Source organism: Methyloversatilis sp. XJ19-13, assembly GCF_024580155.1.
Classification (GTDB): domain Bacteria; phylum Pseudomonadota; class Gammaproteobacteria; order Burkholderiales; family Rhodocyclaceae; genus Methyloversatilis.
Genome location: NZ_JANINH010000001.1, coordinates 110,631 through 126,603, shown reverse-complemented (window position 1 = coordinate 126,603; position 15,973 = coordinate 110,631). Strand labels below are relative to the sequence as shown.

The following is a 15,973-nucleotide window of genomic DNA, read 5'->3' as shown; positions in this document are numbered from 1 at the left end:
AGTGAAACGTAGGGTGGGTTGAGGGCACCGAAACCCACCACGAACGACCCGCGTGTCGACGGGCCGGGTGGCTTGATGCTGCCGGCCCACCCTACATCAAGGAGCAATCAACCATGCCTCAATCAGCCGACAAGATTCTCGATCACGAGTTGCTGTTCCGTGAGCCCGAGTACCAGAAGATGCTCGCCGACAAGAAGTCGGAGTTCGAATTCAACCACGCCGACAGCAAGATCCAGGAAATCGTCGAATGGACGAAGACCGAGGATTACAAGCAGAAGAACTTCGCCCGCGAAGCGCTCACCGTCAATCCGGCCAAGGCCTGCCAGCCCCTGGGCGCGGTCTATGTCGCCAACGGCTTCGCCAAGACGCTGTCTTTCGTGCATGGCTCGCAGGGCTGTGTTGCCTACTACCGTTCGCACTTCTCGCGCCACTTCAAGGAACCGACTTCGTGCGTGTCATCGTCGATGACTGAAGACGCGGCCGTGTTCGGCGGCCTGAACAACATGATCGACGGCCTCGCCAACACGCTGAACCTGTACAAGCCGGAAATGATCGCGGTGTCGACCACCTGCATGGCGGAAGTCATCGGTGACGACCTGAACGCCTTCATCAAGACGTCGAAGGAAAAGGGCAGCGTGCCGGCCGACTTCGACGTGCCGTTCGCCCACACCCCAGCCTTCGTCGGCAGCCACATCACCGGCTACGACAACGCGCTGCTGGGCATCCTGCGTCACTTTTGGGACGGCAAGGCCGACACCGCGCCGAAACTTGAGCGCGTACCCGACGAGTCGATCAACTTCATCGGCGGCTTCGACGGTTTCGTCGTCGGCAACATGAAGGAAATCAAGCGCATCCTCGGTCTGTTCGGCATCGACTACAACATCATCTGCGACCCGTCCGAAGTGTGGAACACCCCCACCGACGGCGAGTTCCGCATGTACGAGGGCGGTACCACGAAGGACACCGTGTGCCGCGCGCTGAACGCCAAAGCAACGATCATCTTCCAGGAATTCTGCTGCGAGAAGACCGCCAAGTTCATCGCCGACCACGGCCAGGAAGTGCTGCTGCTGAACAGCCCGATCGGCGTTGCCGGCACCGACAAGTTCCTGATGGAACTGTCGCGCATCACCGGCAAGCCGATCCCGGCCGAACTCGAGCTGGAGCGCGGCCAGCTGGTCGACGCGATGGCCGACAGCCAGGCTCACCTTCACGGCAAGCGTTACGCCATGTACGGCGACCCGGACATGATGCTCGGCCTGACCGAATTCCTGCTGGAACTCGGTGCTGAACCGGCACACATCCTGGCCACCAACGGCGAGAAGGAGTGGGCCGCCAAGGTTCAGGGCGTACTCGACGCCTCGCCCTACGGCGCCGGCTGCAAGGTGTACCCGAAGCGCGACCTGTGGCACATGCGATCGCTGCTCTACACGGAGCCGGTCGATTTCCTGATCGGCAACACCTACGGCAAGTATCTGGAACGCGACACCGGCACGCCGCTGATCCGCATGGTGTTCCCGATCTTCGATCGCCACCACTACCACCGCTACCCGATCTGGGGTTACGAGGGCGGCCTGCGCGTACTGGTCATGCTGCTGGACGAGTTCTTCGAATCCATCGATGTGAACACCATCGTTCCGGGCAAGACCGACTACTCGTACGACATCATCCGCTGAGCACCGGCACCGGGGGCAACCCCGGTCCGAACAGAGCAGTCGCGACGGGCTGCCCGGTTTTCCGGGCAGCCCGTTTTGCATCACGACGAAGCTGCGACTGCCGTTGGGCATCGCTGCGCTCACCCCAACCTGCGGCGGTCGGGGCCGGGAACACCGGGCGAAGATGTAGCGTTGGGCATCGCCTTCGGCTCACCTCAACCTACGGCATGGGATGGAGAACACTGGGTAAACGTGTGGCGTTGGGCATCGCCTGCGGCTCACCCCAACCTACGGGCGCGGGATGGGGAACACTGGGTGACGGTGTGGCGTCGGGCATCGCCTTCGGTTCGACCCAACCCATGTGATGTTCCGTAGGTTGGGGTGAGCGCAGCGATGCCCAACATCGAAGCTTGATCCCGCGGGACTCCTCGCCTCATTCTCCGAACCGTCCTTCGATCTGCGGACCGCCACCGCCCCAGTCGGCGGGCAGGATGCCGCGTTCGACGTAGCGGTGGAAGGACGAGTGTGGCCAGTCGGCGACGCGTTCGACCAGTCCGTGTTTCACCGGGTTGAAGTGGATGTAGTCGACATGGCGCGCGAAATCGTCGTCATCACGAACGAGGTGCTCCCAGTATCGCCGCTGCCACACGCCACGCTCACCCTTCCCGAGGCGGCTGGCGTTCATCATTTCGTCGCGCGGCAGTGCGCGCGAGAAGGCCGCCTTGACCAGCATCCAGCGCGTCGCGTAGTCGGCATCGCCGGCCGGGAGCGTCCACACCATGTGCAGATGGTCCGGCAGGACGACCGCCGCATCGATGTGGAACGGGTGATGCAGCGCCGTGACGCGAACAGCCTCGCGCAGCGACCCGATATGACGATGCAGCAGACCGGATGACCGGTCTGCCAATACGAGCGTAAAGAAGAAGGTCGCGCCAGGGGCGGACGAGCGGCGGTAGCGCATCCGGTAATGATAAATGCATTACACGTGCCTGGACTGGGGATGTTGGGCATCGCTGCGCTCACCCCAACCTGCGGGGCTGCTTCGGGCGGGCATCACGGAATGACGGTTCGCGTTGGGCATCGCTGCGCTCACCCCAACCTGCGGGGCTGCTTCGGGCGGGCATCACGGAATGACGGTTCGCGTTGGGCATCGCTGCGCGCACCCCCACCTACGAGACACCACGTAGGTTGGGGTGAGCGCAGCGATGCCCAACGCCCGGCCGTCGCCGGGCGCCATGCCCGACCATTGCACCGGGCGGCACCCGAGCCGGTATCGATTTTGCTCGTGCATGTCATCCGGCCCGCCGGGTCGGAAAGCCGACAGTGTTCCCGGGAGAACGACATGGCATTCCAGCCGTTATGCAAAAGCAGCCTGCTCTATGAGGGCGAACTCGTGCCGTGCATCGTGGATGACACGGAAGTCGTGGTGATGTGGCCCGAGGGTGGAAGGCCGCGCGCTTTCGACGCCGCCTGTCCGCATGACGACGTGTCGCTCGCGCGCGGCGTGTTCAGCGGCCACACGCTGACCTGCATCGCCCACGGCTGGGTGTTCGACGGGCACACCGGCGAAGGCGTGGCACCCGAAGGCTGCGCGATGCAGGAGTACCCGATTCGCCTGGTCGATGGCGTGGTCGAGATTGATCTCGACGACGAGGAGTGAGGTGGTGAGGCGTGTTGCGTGGGTTGAGGGCGGATGTTGGGCATCGCCGCTGGCTCACCCCAACCTACGGGGGGCGGTCGGGTGGGAACGTGGGGTGACGGTCGGCGTTGGGCATCGCCGCTGGCTCACCCCAACCTACGGAGACGGGGTGGGGAACACTGGGCGCCGATGTGGCGTGGGGCATCGCCTCTGGCTCACCCCAACCTACGGGGGGCGGTAGGGGGGGAACGTGGGGTGACGGTCGGCGTTGGGCATCGCCGCTGGCTCACCCCAACCTACGGGGGGCGGTCGGGTGGGAACGTGGGGTGACGGTCGGCGTTGGGCATCGCCGCTGGCTCACCCCAACCTACGGAGACGGGGTGGGGAACACTGGGCGCCGATGTGGCGTTGGGCATCGCCTCTGGCTCACCCCAACCTACGGGGGTCGGTCGGGTGGGAACGTGGGGTGACGGTCGGCGTTGGGCATCGCCGCTGGCTCACCCCAACCTACGGAGACGGGGTGGGGAACACTGGGCGCCGATGGGGCGTTGGGCATCGCCGCGGGCTCACCCCAACCTACGGGGGGCGGTAGGGGGGGAACGTGGGGTGACGGCCGGCGTGGGGCATCGCCGCGGGCTCACCCCAACCTACGGAGCCGGGGTGGGGAACCCTGGGCGCCGATGTGGCGTTGGGCAACGCCCTTGGCTCGCCCCCACCTAAGGGGGTTCCAGTAGGGTGGGGTGAGCGCAGCGATGCCCAACGCTCGGCCGCGATCAGAGCGGCAGGCCGAAGTCCGGGGCGATCAGCTTGAGCCAGGCGTCGAGGCGCTCGGCGGTGAGGTCGGGCTGGATGTCCTGGTCGATGGCCAGACCGACGAACTTGCCATCGATGATCGACTGCGACACGTCGAATTTGTAGCCGTCGGTCGGCCACGCACCGACGATCTTCGCGCCGGCACCCTTGAAGAAGTCGTACAGCAGGATCAGGCCGTCGACGAATTCGTGCGCGTATGTGTCCTGGTCGCCAAGGCCGTACAGCGCTACCGTCTTGCCGGCGAAGCTGGTGCCCTTGAGCTTGTCGAGCGCCTCGGCCCAGCTCTCGTCGTCGCACTCGGCTTCCAGCCCGGGCAGCAGGCCGTCGCCCAGCGTCGGCGTGCCGAGGATCAGGAACTCGTAGGCGGCGAGGTCGGCCGGCGTCGCCTTGTTGATGTTGACCGGCTCGGCCATCGTGTCGTCGTCGAAGCGTTTCTTGATCTGCTTGGCGATCTTGCGCGTGCTGCCGCTGTTGGTGCCGAAGAAAAGTCCGATGCGTGCCATGGTGGTTTCCATTCAGATGAGGTGGGTCAGGGAGCGGTTTCTATTTCGTGCGCCTGGTCCATGCCGCGGAAGATCGCGCAGCGCTTGAACACATCGAGCGTCGGCAGGCAGGCCTTGTGCTGGCAGTACTTGGCAGCGAGCTTCGACAGGCCCTTGATGTCGCGTCCGGTGGCGGCGGGGAACAGCACGGTCAGTTGCGCGATCAACGCGTCGTCGATGTCGAGCGCGAACTGCGCCGCCATCACCTGCCAGATGCGCGCACGCGCCGCATGGTCGGGCGGCACGTACTTGATCAGCGCGATGCAGCGCGACACGATGGCTTCGTCGATATCGTCGACGCGGTTGGTGGTCAGGAACAGCAGGCCGTTGAAGTATTCAAGCACGCGCAGGAAGACGCCGACCACGGCGTTCATCGTGATGTTGTCGTCGCGCCGCTTGATGTAGACGTCGGCCTCGTCGATCAGCATCACCGCGCCCCAGCGCTGGGCGCGGGTGAGCACGTCCTTCAGCGCGGTCTCCATCTGCGCCACGTTCAGGCCGAGCTGGCCCGAATGCACGCGATACAGCGGGCGGCGGATGATCTCCGAATACACCTCGGCGGTCAGCGTCTTGCCGACGCCGGCCGGGCCGGCGCACAGCACGGTGGTGCCGCCCGACTTGCCGGCGATGATGTCGTCCATCAGCACGTCCATCTCGGCGGTCAGGATGTCGATCAGGTCGGTCTGTTCCGGCGGCAGCACCAGCTTCTGCTTCAGCGCCGGTTGGTAGGCATAGGGCGTGATGTCGTCGACGTGCACCCACAGGTAGTGGTGCAGGTCGAGGTGGAACATCAGGATGTAGGGGTGCACCGGCAACTGCGAAAACAGGCCTTCGGGCATCGCGTCGCGCGAGGCGCCGACCTCTTCTTCGGCGTCGTAGCGGTTGCTCTTGGCCGCCTTGCGCAGATACGGACCAAGGATGTCGCCCGGCGCGTCGAGCAGCAGCGTGCGCGCCGGCAGGATGCCTTCGTCGTTGACCAGGCGCGCCGCGCCGCCGCTGGCCGACAGCACGACCACGTCCTTGCGCGTCCAGTCGGTGTCGCGGTGGCTGGCAGCCGGATCTTCGGCATGGAAGCCGGTGCCGGTGCCGGAGAACTGTTCGCCGTAGCGGCCGCGCCAGTCGAAGTAGCGGCCGATGGTGTCGTCGTAGGCGTCGATCAGTTCCGGCGTCTCTTTCAGGAAGCCCTTGGCGGCCAGTATCTCGCCCACGGTGCGGTCGACCACGTCGGCGCCGTAGATGCGGATGACGGCAGTCGCAAGCGTGGCTTTCACATTGGCCTTCAGCTCGATGAACACCTTGCCGGTTTCATCGTTGCCGGCTGGCGTGTAGTCGAGCCGGCTGACCACCCAGGGCAGCGGCCGCGTCATCTGGTTGGCGGTGAACAGCCAGCCGCGGATGGCATCTGTCGCCAGGTGGCGCGCCAGCGCCGGCACCAGCGATTCGAGGTCGCCGGCGGCAAAGCGCCGGCCGTCACCTTCCAGCGCACGCTGCAGCGTAGCCAGGTGCGCGGCGCGCGCCTGCATGGCCGGCCCCGCCTCGCTGTAGAGCTTGCCGAGAAAGCGCAAAGCATCAATCGACAGCCGCGACACCGGCACTTCGACCCGGTTGCCGAAGCGAAGCTGCTCGCGCAGCGTCGCCAGGTCGGGGAAGGCGTCGATCATGCTCTCGACGTGCGGGGCGTCGATCAGGACTTTCATCGCCGGGCGCTCAGCGCAGCACCACCGGGATTTCGAGCGGCGTGCGCCGCCCCAGCTGGGTATCGACCTTGCGCCGCACGTTCTCTACCTTGAGCGGCCGCAGCAAGGTGCTCTCCGCACCCAGTGCCAGCGCCGCCCTGACGTCGTCGTCGTCGGCGTCGCTGCACACCACGAGCATCTTCACGCCGCCCAGCCCTTCCTTCAGGCGCGTCACCACGTCAACGCCTTCGCTCGCCAGCACGCCGGCACCGAGCAGCAGCAGGTCGGGCGGCGCGCTGCGGCCCTTGACCAGCGCTTCGGCGCTGTCGGCCAGCACATGGGTTTCCATTTCGTCGGCCAGCATGAACTGCAGCGCCATGCTGACGACGTCGTCGTTGTCGACCACGAATACGCGCTTGTTTTCCACCGCGCGCTGGCTGTCTACGCCGATCTGCATGCTGTGTGCCTCCGAGTCGATGGGTGTCTGCCGACACATGAGCAAGCTTCGTTCCCGTCGCGGCACGTCTCCTGCTTCGACACCCCTGTGTGCAATCCATCCTGACGGGAGAAGCGAAATGACGATCCATGTAAAGACGACGGAAGACGGCCGCAAGGTCGAAGTGATCGACGATGCCGTATGCCTTGACGGGAGGCCGGAAGCCACGAAGCTGGTGCCGCTGATCGAGCACCCGAACCGCCAGGCCATCCTGCGCGCGGTGCCGCAGGCCACGCACATGGCCGGGCGCATCGCGCTCACCCTGCCCGAATCGGCCATCGCGCAGGACGCGCTCAACGCGGCCAGCCGCGACTTCGACGCCAGTCCTGGCGGCATTGCACGGCGCCTGCAGGCGGCCATCTATCAGAAGGCAAAAATGGACGGCATCGAGTAATGCCGCCGGCGCGACACCTGCCAAACCCGACAAAGCCGTGTCGCAAACCGCTCACGGTTTGTCGGACTGAAGGGCGCCGTGCCGCTACTGCGCTGATTCGATGGCCGCTTTGTGCGCTGCAGCGGCTTGGCATCATTCCTGCTGAAGTGGCTGCAGGGCCGTCGCCAGCGACGGATGCCATGACCGAATGGGAGGTGTGCAATGGATGCCCGTGTATCCGCCAAGATCCAGGACGTGTTCGAAGAACCCGCCTGCGAGCACAACCAGAACAAGTCGGCCAAGGAAAAGAAGAAGGGCTGCACCAAGCAGCTGTCGCCCGGCGCAGCCGCGGGCGGCTGTGCCTTCGACGGCGCCAAGGTCGCGCTGCAGCCCATCGTCGATGTCGCTCATCTGGTGCACGGCCCGATCGCCTGTGAGGGCAACTCGTGGGACAACCGCAATTCCTCGTCCAGCACCTCGCAGCTCTACCGCACCGGCTTCACTACCGACATCAATGAACTGGACGTGATCTACGGCGGCGAGAAGCGGCTGTTCAGGTCGGTGAAGGAAATCATCGAGAAGTACGACCCGCCGGCCGTGTTCGTCTATCAGACCTGCGTCACCGCGCTGATCGGCGACGACATCGAAGCGGTGTGCAAGCGGGCGACCGAAAAGTTCGGCAAGCCGGTGATTCCGGTGAACGCCCCCGGCTTCGTCGGCCCGAAGAACCTCGGCAACAAGCTCGGCGCCGAGGCGCTGCTCGACTACGTGATCGGCACCGAAGAGCCGGACTTCGTCACGCCCTACGACATCAACATCATCGGCGAATACAACCTGGCCGGCGAACTGTGGCAGATCAAGCCGCTGCTCGACGCACTCGGCGTGCGCATCCTGTCCTGTATCTCGGGCGACGGCCGCTATCGCGAAGTCGCGTACAGCCACCGCGCCAAGGCGGCGATGATGGTGTGCTCGAAGTCGATGATCAACATCGCGCGCAAGATGGAAGAGCGCTACGACATCCCGTTCTTCGAAGGCTCGTTCTACGGCATCGGCGACATGTCGGAAACACTGCGCGAAATCGCCCGCCTGCTGGTCGGGAAGGGCGCACCGGAAGAGCTGAAGGCGCGCACCGAAGCGCTGATCGCGGTCGAGGAAAAGCGTGCCTTCGATCGCATCGCCGCCTACCGCCCGCGGCTCGAAGGCAAGAAGGTGCTGCTGATCACCGGCGGCGTGAAGAGCTGGTCGGTGGTGGCCGCACTGCAGGAAGCCGGTCTGGAGATCGTCGGCACCAGCGTCAAGAAATCGACCAAGGAAGACAAGGAAAAGATCAAGGAACTGATGGGGCAGGACGCTCACATGATCGACGACATGACGCCGCGCGAAATGTACGCGATGCTCAAGGACGCCAAGGCCGACATCATGCTGTCCGGCGGGCGCAGCCAGTTCATCGCGCTGAAGGCCAAGATGCCCTGGCTGGACATCAACCAGGAACGGCACCACGCCTATGCCGGCTACGAAGGCATGGTCGATCTGGTGCGCGAGATCGACAAGGCACTGTACAACCCGATCTGGGAACAGGTGCGCCGCCCGGCGCCCTGGGACGTGGCGGTCGCCTGAGGATCACGCCATGGCCACCGTCATCGATTCGAAGAAGGCCTGTACGGTCAATCCGCTGAAGATGAGCCAGCCGCTGGGGGCGTGCTACGCCTTCATGGGCCTGGACAACTGCATGCCGATGATGCACGGCTCGCAGGGCTGTACCTCGTTCGGGCTGGTACTGCTGGTGCGCCACTTCAAGGAGGCGATCCCGATGCAGACCACGGCAATGAACGAGGTAAGCACCATCCTCGGCGGTCTGGAAAACATCGAACAGGCCATCCTCAACATCAAGAAGCGCGCCAATCCGTCGCTGATCGCCATCGCCTCGACCGGCCTCACCGAAACCAAGGGTGACGACGTCGACGGCTACCTGAACCTGATCCGCGCCAAGCACGGTGAAACGCTGGCCGGCACCGACATCGTCTATGTATCGACCCCCGATTACGTCGGTGCCTTCGAGGACGGCTGGGGCAAGGCCGTGCTGGCCGTGGTCGATGCCTTCGCCCAGCCGTGCGAGGTGCGTGACGATCACTTGGTGAACCTGCTGCCGGGCGCCCACCTGACGCCAGCCGACATCGACGAACTGCGCGAAATGATCGAGGCCTTCGGCCTGCAGGCGCGCGTGATGCCCGACATTTCGGGATCGATGGACGGCCACATTCCGGAAAACTTCACGCCGACCACGCTCGGCGGCACCACGCCCGACGCACTGCGCCAGCTGGGCGCGGCCAAGGCCACGCTGGCAGTCGGCGCGCGCATGGACGCCGCTGCAGCGGCGATCGAAGAACGCTGCGGCGTGCCGTTCCGCGTGTTCGACCGGCTGACCGGGCTGAGCGCAGTCGACGACTTCCTGCAGCACCTGTCGGCGCTGTCGGGCCGGCCGGTGCCGCACAAGTACCGGCGCCAGCGCAGCCAGCTGCAGGACGTGATGCTCGACGCCCACTTCTGGGTCGGCAGCAAGAACATGGCCTTCGCCGCCGAACCCGACCTGCTGTACGCGCTGACCACCACCGCCGCTGAAATGGGTGCGCATGTGGTGGCCGCGGTCACCACAACGCACTCGCGCGTGCTTGAAGACGTGCCCTGCGCCGAAGTGCTGGTGGGCGACCTCGAAGACCTCGAAATCCGCGCCAAGGCGGGCGGCGCGCAACTGCTGATCACCCACTCGCACGGCCGCCAGGCGGCGGAGCGGCTCGGCGTGCCGCTGGCGCGCGTCGGCATCCCGATGTTCGACCGCCTGGGCGCCGCCCACATGCTGATGGTGGGCTACCGCGGCACGCGCGAACTGATCAACGGCTGGGCCAACACCTTCCTCGCCGACGAACACCAGAACACGCCGCAGGACTGGCCGCTGCCGGAAGAAAGCCGGCGCGCGGCCAGTGGCGAAGACGCCGCGTCGTGCGACAGCGGCGGCTGCGGCTGCGCCGGTTCCGCCGCGCCCGTCGATGTCGCACCCGATGCGGTCGGCGTCTGACGCCGACCACCGATCCATCACATGAGGAGCAGATGATGAAAATCGCCTTCGCCACCCAGGACAAGCAGTGCGTCGACGCGCACTTCGGCTGGGCCAAACACCTCGCGGTGTACGAAATCGACCGCGACGGCTACCACTTTCTCGAAAGTTTCGACTTCGGCGGCAAGCTCGACGAAGACGGCGACGAGGACAAGCTCGCGCCCAAGCTCGAAGCGATCAAGGATGTCGCCATCGTCTATGTCGCCGCCATCGGTGGTTCGGCGGCGGCACGCGTGGTGGCCAGCAAGATCCACCCGATCAAGGTGAATCAGCCGGAACCCATCATGGACATTCTCGACAAGCTGCAGGAAGTGCTGCGCGGTACGCCGCCGCCGTGGCTGCGCAAGGCACTGGACAAGGACGCGCGGCGCGATTTCGATTTTGAAGACGAGGTTGAACAAAATGGCTGAAACCCTGGACATCACCGCCGAAGACAGTGCGGCACTGGCAACCCCCTTCCTGAGCGAGCTGATCAAGCAGTTCCGTGCGCAGGACATGCACGGTGCGTGGGAAGGCAAGAGCGATGCACAGTTGCTCGAGCCCTACATCCTGAGTGCCGAGGCGCGCCGCGCACTGCCGCTGATGGGCGATCCGGACCCGGAAACGCTGTGGCGCATCGAATTGTTCTTCAACGCCGTCGGACTGACCATCGAACGCGAAACCAAGGTCATGGTGACGCCGATGATGAAGATGTCGCACGAGGGCTTCGGCCGCATGGTGCTGATCGCCGGTCGCCTGATCGCGGTGAACAAGCAGTTGCGCGACGCGCATCGATTCGGCTTCCCCAGCTATGCCAAGCTGGCCGAGGCGGGACAGAAGTACGTCGAAGAGGGCGTCGGCATGGTGACCAAGTACAACGAAGTTGCCAACTGGGGTTGAGGAGCACGCCATGCCTGACATCGAAACGCTGAAGGCCGAAGTGAAGAAGCTCAACGCGCGGGCGACCCAGGCGAAGATGGATCTGCACGATCTGTCGGAAGACCTGCCGACCAACTGGGAAAAGATCCTCGACGTGGCGCAGACGGCGTACGACGCGCACCAGTCGCTGATGGCTGCGCGCAAGGATCTGGCCGCCGCGACGGCCTGAGCACGAGCTGTCCCGTCCGTCGCGACGGCCCCGGCCATCGCGACACCACCCGGGCCTGTCCGGATGCGTGACCGACATCGCGCTCCCGAACGGACCTCCTGATCGAAGGAAGCATCATGGCCACCTTTTCCGTCACGCTGCCCAGCGGCGAAATCTGGACCCCGAAATTCGTCAGCAAGCTGAACCAGGATAACTGCATCGGCTGTGCCCGCTGCGTCAAGGTGTGCGCCAACAACGTGCTGGCGCTGGCCGGCATGACCGAAGACGGGGATCTGGTCGTGGTCGATCCCGAGAATGACGATGACGACGACGAGTACGAAAGAAAGGTCATGACGATCGGACACCAGGCCAACTGCATCGGCTGTCAGGCCTGTTCGAAGGTGTGTCCGAAGAAGTGCTACACGCACGAGCCGGCTGAAGTCTAGATCCGGCGACCCGACGCATACCGGAGACCGACATGGACACCCGCACCGAATCGCTCGAAGACCGTGCCTTTTCCGGAAAGCGACCCGGCGCAGTCAGCTTCCGCAGTCTGCTGATGCGCCTCGCACGAGATCCGGAAAACCGGCTGACGCATGCACTGGCCGGCGTGATCGGCCAGCGCTGGCGACAGCATGGCCTGCACCGTCTGCCGCTGTATGGCCTCGACACCGCGACCACACGACGACTGCTGGCGCAGCACTTCCCTGGAGCGGAGTGGCTGCCGGACCGGTGGCTCGACACGCCGGAAGACTTCGTCGAAGCGATCGAGATCGACGACGTGGTGACGCTGCTGGCGGATCACCGCACGCTGGCCGACGAAGACAATCTGTGGCTCGCCCACGCGGTCGCCACCGCCTGTGTCGGCGCCGATCACCTGTGGCAGGACATGGACCTGCCGGACCGCGGAATGCTCTCCACACTCATGCGCGAGCACTTCACCTCGCTCGCGGTGCGCAACACGCAGGACATGAAATGGAAGAAGTTCCTCTACCTGCAGTTGTGCGAGCGCGCCGACATTCGCGTATGCAAGTCGCCCAGCTGCGGCGCCTGCGCTGACTACGTCGCCTGCTTCGGGCCGGAAGAGTAGGCTCGGTGCGGTACTCGTCGGGTTTCGCCGAAGACCCGCCACACGATGCAGGTTCGCCACGGGCGCTCGTTGGGCATCGCTGCGCTCACCCCAACCTACGAGTTCGCCGAGCGACCGGACGTCGCATCGCCCGGCCCAACGTACGGGGGACGTGACCGGTCGCCCTGTTGGGCATCGCTGCGCTCACCCCAACCTACGGTCTCGTCATGCCTTTGTAGGTTGGGGTGAGCGCAGCGATGCCCAACAAGCAGCCCATCACCTGCGTCGCGTCCTGGCCTGGTCGCTCGCCGAATAGTTGCTGAAGTGCCCTTCCCGCGCCGCGGCAGCGCGACCGGCTGCGATGATGTCCTTGCTGCGCCCGGGGGCTTGCGGTGCCGACAGCAGCTTGTCCACCTGGTCGCTGCCGCACCCCGGACAGGTGATCGGCGTGTCGCCACGAACCAGGCGATCAAAGTTCATTTCGCACTTGCGACAGTGAAAGTCATGCAGCGGCATCGCAGTGATTCTCCGTGTGTACCTGCGAGGTACAAAGCAAGAAGAGGTCCTGGGCTGGCCTGAACTGGCGAAGGATTCACATTTCCTTTGCTGCATGTCGAGCGTCGTTCCCGGCTTTCAGGCACACACATCGTGCAGGCGAGCCACGGGGAGACCGGCATGCGGCACGCCGAAGATCAGACCTGACTGCAGCCTGCAGGCAGGGCTGCGAGGCCCGGTCGACGACAGCAATATTGAGCGGGTGTAGCCTGCGCGCTGATGAGCCGCTGGCCCGGAACATGCACTGTGGGGTGCAGCACCCCGAGACCCGCACCAACGCAACAAACATGACACCACATCCGGACATTCCCGACAGGGCGGCCACGCGCGTCCGCTCATGAACGCGATGCTGCCGGGAGAACGCAGGCCGGAGCATCTTGCGCATGGCTGAGTGGGCACAGACGCTGCGCACCGCGCGCTGTCTGCTGCGCAAACCGTTACCGTATGACGCTCGGACACTGTTCGAACGGGTCAGCGGCGACGCGCGGGTGACGCGCTATCTGGGCTGGACCGCACACACCGAAACGGCACAGACACAGCGACAGATTTCGCACGACCTCGCACGCTGGCAGCGCGGCGCCGCGCGCACCTGGGTGCTGGTGACCGATGACGGCGAACCCGGCGGCCTGCTGCAACTGCTTGGCCAGGGACATTCGATGCGCCTCGGCTTCGCGCTGGCACACGATCTGTGGGGTCGCGGTCTCGCCTCGGAAGCGCTCGCGGCCATCCTCGACGAAGCCTTCAGCCACGCCACGCTTTACCGGGTTGAGGCCGTGAGCGACATTGGCAATCCGCGCTCGGCGCGCACGCTCGAACGCGTCGGCATGCAGACCGAGGGCCTGCTGCGTCGCTACATCCTGCATCCAAATGTCTCGCCGGAGCCGCGCGACGTGTTCCTTCATGCCAAAGTACGGACATGAACAGTCCTTCACCCGACAAACCGTACGCGCCTTCCTGCGATAGAAACCGCGACGTCATCCTCGAGCGTCTGCGCATCCACTTCGCCGATCGGCGGACGGTGCTGGAAATCGGCAGCGGCACCGGCCAGCACGCTGTGCACTTTGCGGCCGCGCTGCCGCATCTGCGCTGGCAGTGCAGCGACCGGGAAGACATGCTGCCGGGCATCCGCTTGTGGCTCGCAGACGCCGCGCTGCCCAACACGCCGCCACCGCTGCCGCTCGACGTCACACGTTTCTGGCCCGACGCGTCGCATGACGCAATGTTCAGCGCCAATACGCTGCACATCATGGCGTGGAACGAAGTGGTCGCGCTGTTCGCCGCGCTGCCGGCCGTACTGTCGCCTGGCGGGGTGCTGGTGATTTACGGACCGTTCAACTACGACGGGCACTTCACCAGCGTCAGCAATGCCGAATTCGACCGCTCGCTCAAGGCCGGCGCGCCGCACCGGGGCATCCGTGATTTCGAAGCGGTCGATGTGCTGGCACGCAAGGCGGGGTTGCAGTTGATCGAGGATCACGAAATGCCGGCCAACAACCGGTGTGTCGTGTGGCGACAGGCAGAGGGCGCGCCGTGACGTGCGTCCGGGGTGCGGCGGCGTTGGCGGGCGTTGGGCATCGCTGCGCTCACCCCAACCTACAAGTGCGCGACGAGTCCGTAGGTGGGGGTGCGCGCAGCGATGCCCAACAAGCTCCGCGGTGCGCTCCGGAAAGACGATGAACGCGTCCGGAATCAGTCGCCGGCGGCGCTGCCGTCGAGCAGGGACGTGAGGACTTCACCGCCCAGTCCGTGGGTGGGGTCGAGGCGGGTGATGTGTCCGACCAGTGCACGCGCTTCGTCGCTGCGGCCCGAACGCAGGCAAATGAAGGCCAGCGCCTTCAGGCTGAACAGCCAGAAGCGCGCCGGGCCGGTCGACGAAAAGTCGCCGTCGCTGCCTTGCACCTTCGTCCAGTCAACATTCAACTTCGCCTGCCTGCCGGCCACGTCGATGCCCTTTCGGGCGGCCTTCTCGGCCAGTTCGAACTGGCGCCGTCCGGCGTGGAACTTGTACAGCAGGTAATACACCGGCAGACAGTCCGGCGCACTGGCCTGCGCGGTCCATAACAGCGCCTCGACCCGTGACGGCGGCGCACCGACCGCCTCGTCGAGCAGGCGCCGCACGGCGGGCGGCACGCTGCCACCGAAGAACTCGTCCGCGCTTTCGCCGGTGAACAGATTCACCAGACCGCCTCGCCGGCACGCAGGCGTTCCACCGGCGTATCGCCAAGCAGATGCTTCTCGAAGATTTCAGCGACGTCGCCCTTGGTCACGTTCGAATACATGACGCCTTCCGGATAGACGACGACGTTGGTGCCCTGATCACACGGGCCGAGGCAGCCTGAGTAGGTCACTGCGATCTTGTCGAAACAGTTGCGCGCCTGCAGTTCGGCCCAGAAGGTCTGCAGCACTTCGGCGCCGCCCTTCTGGGCACAGGATCCGCGCGGATGGCCGTTGGGTCGTTGCTGACTGCATACGAAAACGTGCTTGAGCGGTTTGGGCATGATGCGTCTCTCAGGTGGGAAGGGTCAGGCGGTCATGCGGGAGATCCAGTTCTCGATCTCCGTGAGGTGCGCCGCGTCGTCGTGGGCAAAGGCGCGCGCCATCTTGCGCAGCCCCGGTTCGGGGGCGAGCACGGCCATCGTGGCGTAGTAGCTGTGGCTGCGCCGCTTCAGGTCGAGCGCGCGCTCGAGCGAGCGATACAGGTCGAGCGCTTCGTCGCTGATCACCTTGACGGCGCTGCGCGGCTTTTCCATCTCGATCGGCCGGATGCGCGGCAGCAGTGCGGTGACCGGCAGCGAGCCGCCGAGCGCTTCGCCCGCTTCCATGCGGGCCAGCGAAGCGAGGTTCTGGAAAAAGATTTCGAGTTCGAGATCGCCGGCATTCAGCGCGTGCTGCGCAGCCACTTCGTAGTGGCCGGCCGCTTCGCTCTCAAGCGCGCCGACGCGGGCGAGAAAAGTATCGCTGGTATCCATCATGACGATCG

General features: G+C 65.2%; 20 protein-coding genes and 1 CRISPR repeat array. Of the genes, 12 read left to right on the top strand and 8 right to left on the bottom strand.

Annotation, left to right across the window (positions count from 1 at the left end):
* The first annotated feature begins 113 nt into the window (after positions 1-113).
* Positions 114-1,673 (top strand): nitrogenase molybdenum-iron protein subunit beta, encoded by a 1,560-nt coding sequence (nifK, locus tag NMQ14_RS00605; RefSeq protein ID WP_257092537.1) that lies wholly within the window; start codon positions 114-116, stop codon positions 1,671-1,673.
* 412 nt (positions 1,674-2,085) lie between these two features.
* On the opposite strand, the gene NMQ14_RS00600 is transcribed toward nifK, so the two are convergent.
* A complete protein-coding gene (locus tag NMQ14_RS00600; protein WP_257092536.1) occupies positions 2,086-2,613 on the bottom strand; it encodes a transposase in 528 nt (175 codons plus the stop codon).
* A gap of 381 nt (positions 2,614-2,994) precedes the next feature.
* Between NMQ14_RS00600 and NMQ14_RS00595 the strand changes: the two genes are divergently transcribed.
* Positions 2,995-3,312 (top strand): Rieske 2Fe-2S domain-containing protein, encoded by a 318-nt coding sequence (locus NMQ14_RS00595; protein ID WP_257092535.1) that lies wholly within the window; start codon positions 2,995-2,997, stop codon positions 3,310-3,312.
* 32 nt (positions 3,313-3,344) lie between these two features.
* Positions 3,345-4,013: direct repeats of the CRISPR family, unit length 38 nt; unit sequence GGCGTTGGGCATCGCCGCTGGCTCACCCCAACCTACGG.
* A 51-nt stretch (positions 4,014-4,064) separates the two neighbouring features.
* On the opposite strand, the gene NMQ14_RS00590 is transcribed toward NMQ14_RS00595, so the two are convergent.
* The 3 genes from NMQ14_RS00590 to NMQ14_RS00580 are packed head-to-tail and all read right to left on the bottom strand — an operon-like array spanning position 4,065 to position 6,779.
* The gene (locus NMQ14_RS00590) at positions 4,065-4,607 is read right to left on the bottom strand and encodes a flavodoxin (protein WP_257092534.1); all 543 of its coding nucleotides are present in this window, start codon (positions 4,605-4,607) and stop codon (positions 4,065-4,067) included.
* Positions 4,608-4,633: 26 nt separating this feature from the next.
* Positions 4,634-6,343: an AAA family ATPase gene (locus tag NMQ14_RS00585; RefSeq protein ID WP_257092533.1), complete on the bottom strand. Its 1,710-nt coding sequence runs from the start codon at positions 6,341-6,343 to the stop codon at positions 4,634-4,636.
* A gap of 10 nt (positions 6,344-6,353) precedes the next feature.
* On the bottom strand, positions 6,354-6,779 hold the full coding sequence (locus NMQ14_RS00580) for a response regulator (protein ID WP_257092532.1): 426 nt from the start codon (positions 6,777-6,779) through the stop codon (positions 6,354-6,356).
* 118 nt (positions 6,780-6,897) lie between these two features.
* On the opposite strand from NMQ14_RS00580, the gene NMQ14_RS00575 reads away from it, so the two are divergent.
* From NMQ14_RS00575 to NMQ14_RS00540, 8 genes are all read left to right on the top strand, one after another.
* Positions 6,898-7,212 carry a hypothetical protein gene (locus NMQ14_RS00575; protein ID WP_257080228.1) on the top strand — a complete coding sequence of 105 codons (315 nt, stop codon included), beginning with the start codon at positions 6,898-6,900 and terminating at the stop codon, positions 7,210-7,212.
* 201 nt (positions 7,213-7,413) lie between these two features.
* The gene (gene nifE, locus NMQ14_RS00570; protein ID WP_257092531.1) at positions 7,414-8,808 is read left to right on the top strand and encodes a nitrogenase iron-molybdenum cofactor biosynthesis protein NifE; all 1,395 of its coding nucleotides are present in this window, start codon (positions 7,414-7,416) and stop codon (positions 8,806-8,808) included.
* 10 nt (positions 8,809-8,818) lie between these two features.
* Positions 8,819-10,264, top strand: a complete 1,446-nt coding sequence (gene nifN / locus NMQ14_RS00565; protein WP_257092529.1) for a nitrogenase iron-molybdenum cofactor biosynthesis protein NifN — start codon at positions 8,819-8,821, stop codon at positions 10,262-10,264.
* A 35-nt stretch (positions 10,265-10,299) separates the two neighbouring features.
* The gene (nifX, locus tag NMQ14_RS00560) at positions 10,300-10,713 is read left to right on the top strand and encodes a nitrogen fixation protein NifX (protein WP_069040494.1); all 414 of its coding nucleotides are present in this window, start codon (positions 10,300-10,302) and stop codon (positions 10,711-10,713) included.
* Positions 10,706-11,182 (top strand): NifX-associated nitrogen fixation protein, encoded by a 477-nt coding sequence (locus tag NMQ14_RS00555; RefSeq protein ID WP_069038348.1) that lies wholly within the window; start codon positions 10,706-10,708, stop codon positions 11,180-11,182. Before nifX ends, NMQ14_RS00555 begins: the two co-directional genes overlap by 8 nt.
* A gap of 10 nt (positions 11,183-11,192) precedes the next feature.
* Positions 11,193-11,390, top strand: coding sequence for a CCE_0567 family metalloprotein (locus NMQ14_RS00550; protein WP_257080224.1), 198 nt, complete (start codon positions 11,193-11,195; stop codon positions 11,388-11,390).
* 116 nt (positions 11,391-11,506) lie between these two features.
* On the top strand, positions 11,507-11,815 hold the full coding sequence (gene fdxB, locus NMQ14_RS00545) for a ferredoxin III, nif-specific (RefSeq protein WP_069040495.1): 309 nt from the start codon (positions 11,507-11,509) through the stop codon (positions 11,813-11,815).
* A 32-nt stretch (positions 11,816-11,847) separates the two neighbouring features.
* Positions 11,848-12,459: a nitrogen fixation protein NifQ gene (locus NMQ14_RS00540; RefSeq protein ID WP_257092524.1), complete on the top strand. Its 612-nt coding sequence runs from the start codon at positions 11,848-11,850 to the stop codon at positions 12,457-12,459.
* A gap of 255 nt (positions 12,460-12,714) precedes the next feature.
* Here NMQ14_RS00540 and NMQ14_RS00535 read toward each other — a convergent pair whose 3' ends face one another.
* Positions 12,715-12,954, bottom strand: coding sequence for a zinc ribbon domain-containing protein (locus tag NMQ14_RS00535; RefSeq protein ID WP_257092522.1), 240 nt, complete (start codon positions 12,952-12,954; stop codon positions 12,715-12,717).
* 422 nt (positions 12,955-13,376) lie between these two features.
* Between NMQ14_RS00535 and NMQ14_RS00530 the strand changes: the two genes are divergently transcribed.
* On the top strand, positions 13,377-13,913 hold the full coding sequence (locus tag NMQ14_RS00530) for a GNAT family N-acetyltransferase (RefSeq protein WP_257092521.1): 537 nt from the start codon (positions 13,377-13,379) through the stop codon (positions 13,911-13,913).
* Positions 13,910-14,527 carry a class I SAM-dependent methyltransferase gene (locus NMQ14_RS00525; RefSeq protein WP_257092520.1) on the top strand — a complete coding sequence of 206 codons (618 nt, stop codon included), beginning with the start codon at positions 13,910-13,912 and terminating at the stop codon, positions 14,525-14,527. The genes NMQ14_RS00530 and NMQ14_RS00525 overlap by 4 nt, the downstream gene beginning before the upstream one ends.
* Before the next feature lie 155 nt (positions 14,528-14,682).
* Here the strand turns inward: NMQ14_RS00525 and NMQ14_RS00520 are convergent, their stop codons facing one another.
* From NMQ14_RS00520 to NMQ14_RS00510, 3 genes are read right to left on the bottom strand one after another with little or no spacing between them, the layout of a single operon-like run.
* Positions 14,683-15,171 carry a hypothetical protein gene (locus NMQ14_RS00520; RefSeq protein WP_257092519.1) on the bottom strand — a complete coding sequence of 163 codons (489 nt, stop codon included), beginning with the start codon at positions 15,169-15,171 and terminating at the stop codon, positions 14,683-14,685.
* Positions 15,168-15,491: a ferredoxin gene (locus tag NMQ14_RS00515; RefSeq protein ID WP_257092518.1), complete on the bottom strand. Its 324-nt coding sequence runs from the start codon at positions 15,489-15,491 to the stop codon at positions 15,168-15,170. The genes NMQ14_RS00520 and NMQ14_RS00515 overlap by 4 nt, the downstream gene beginning before the upstream one ends.
* 24 nt (positions 15,492-15,515) lie before the next feature.
* On the bottom strand, positions 15,516-15,965 hold the full coding sequence (locus NMQ14_RS00510; RefSeq protein ID WP_257092517.1) for a hypothetical protein: 450 nt from the start codon (positions 15,963-15,965) through the stop codon (positions 15,516-15,518).
* Between the last annotated feature and the right edge of the window lie 8 nt (positions 15,966-15,973).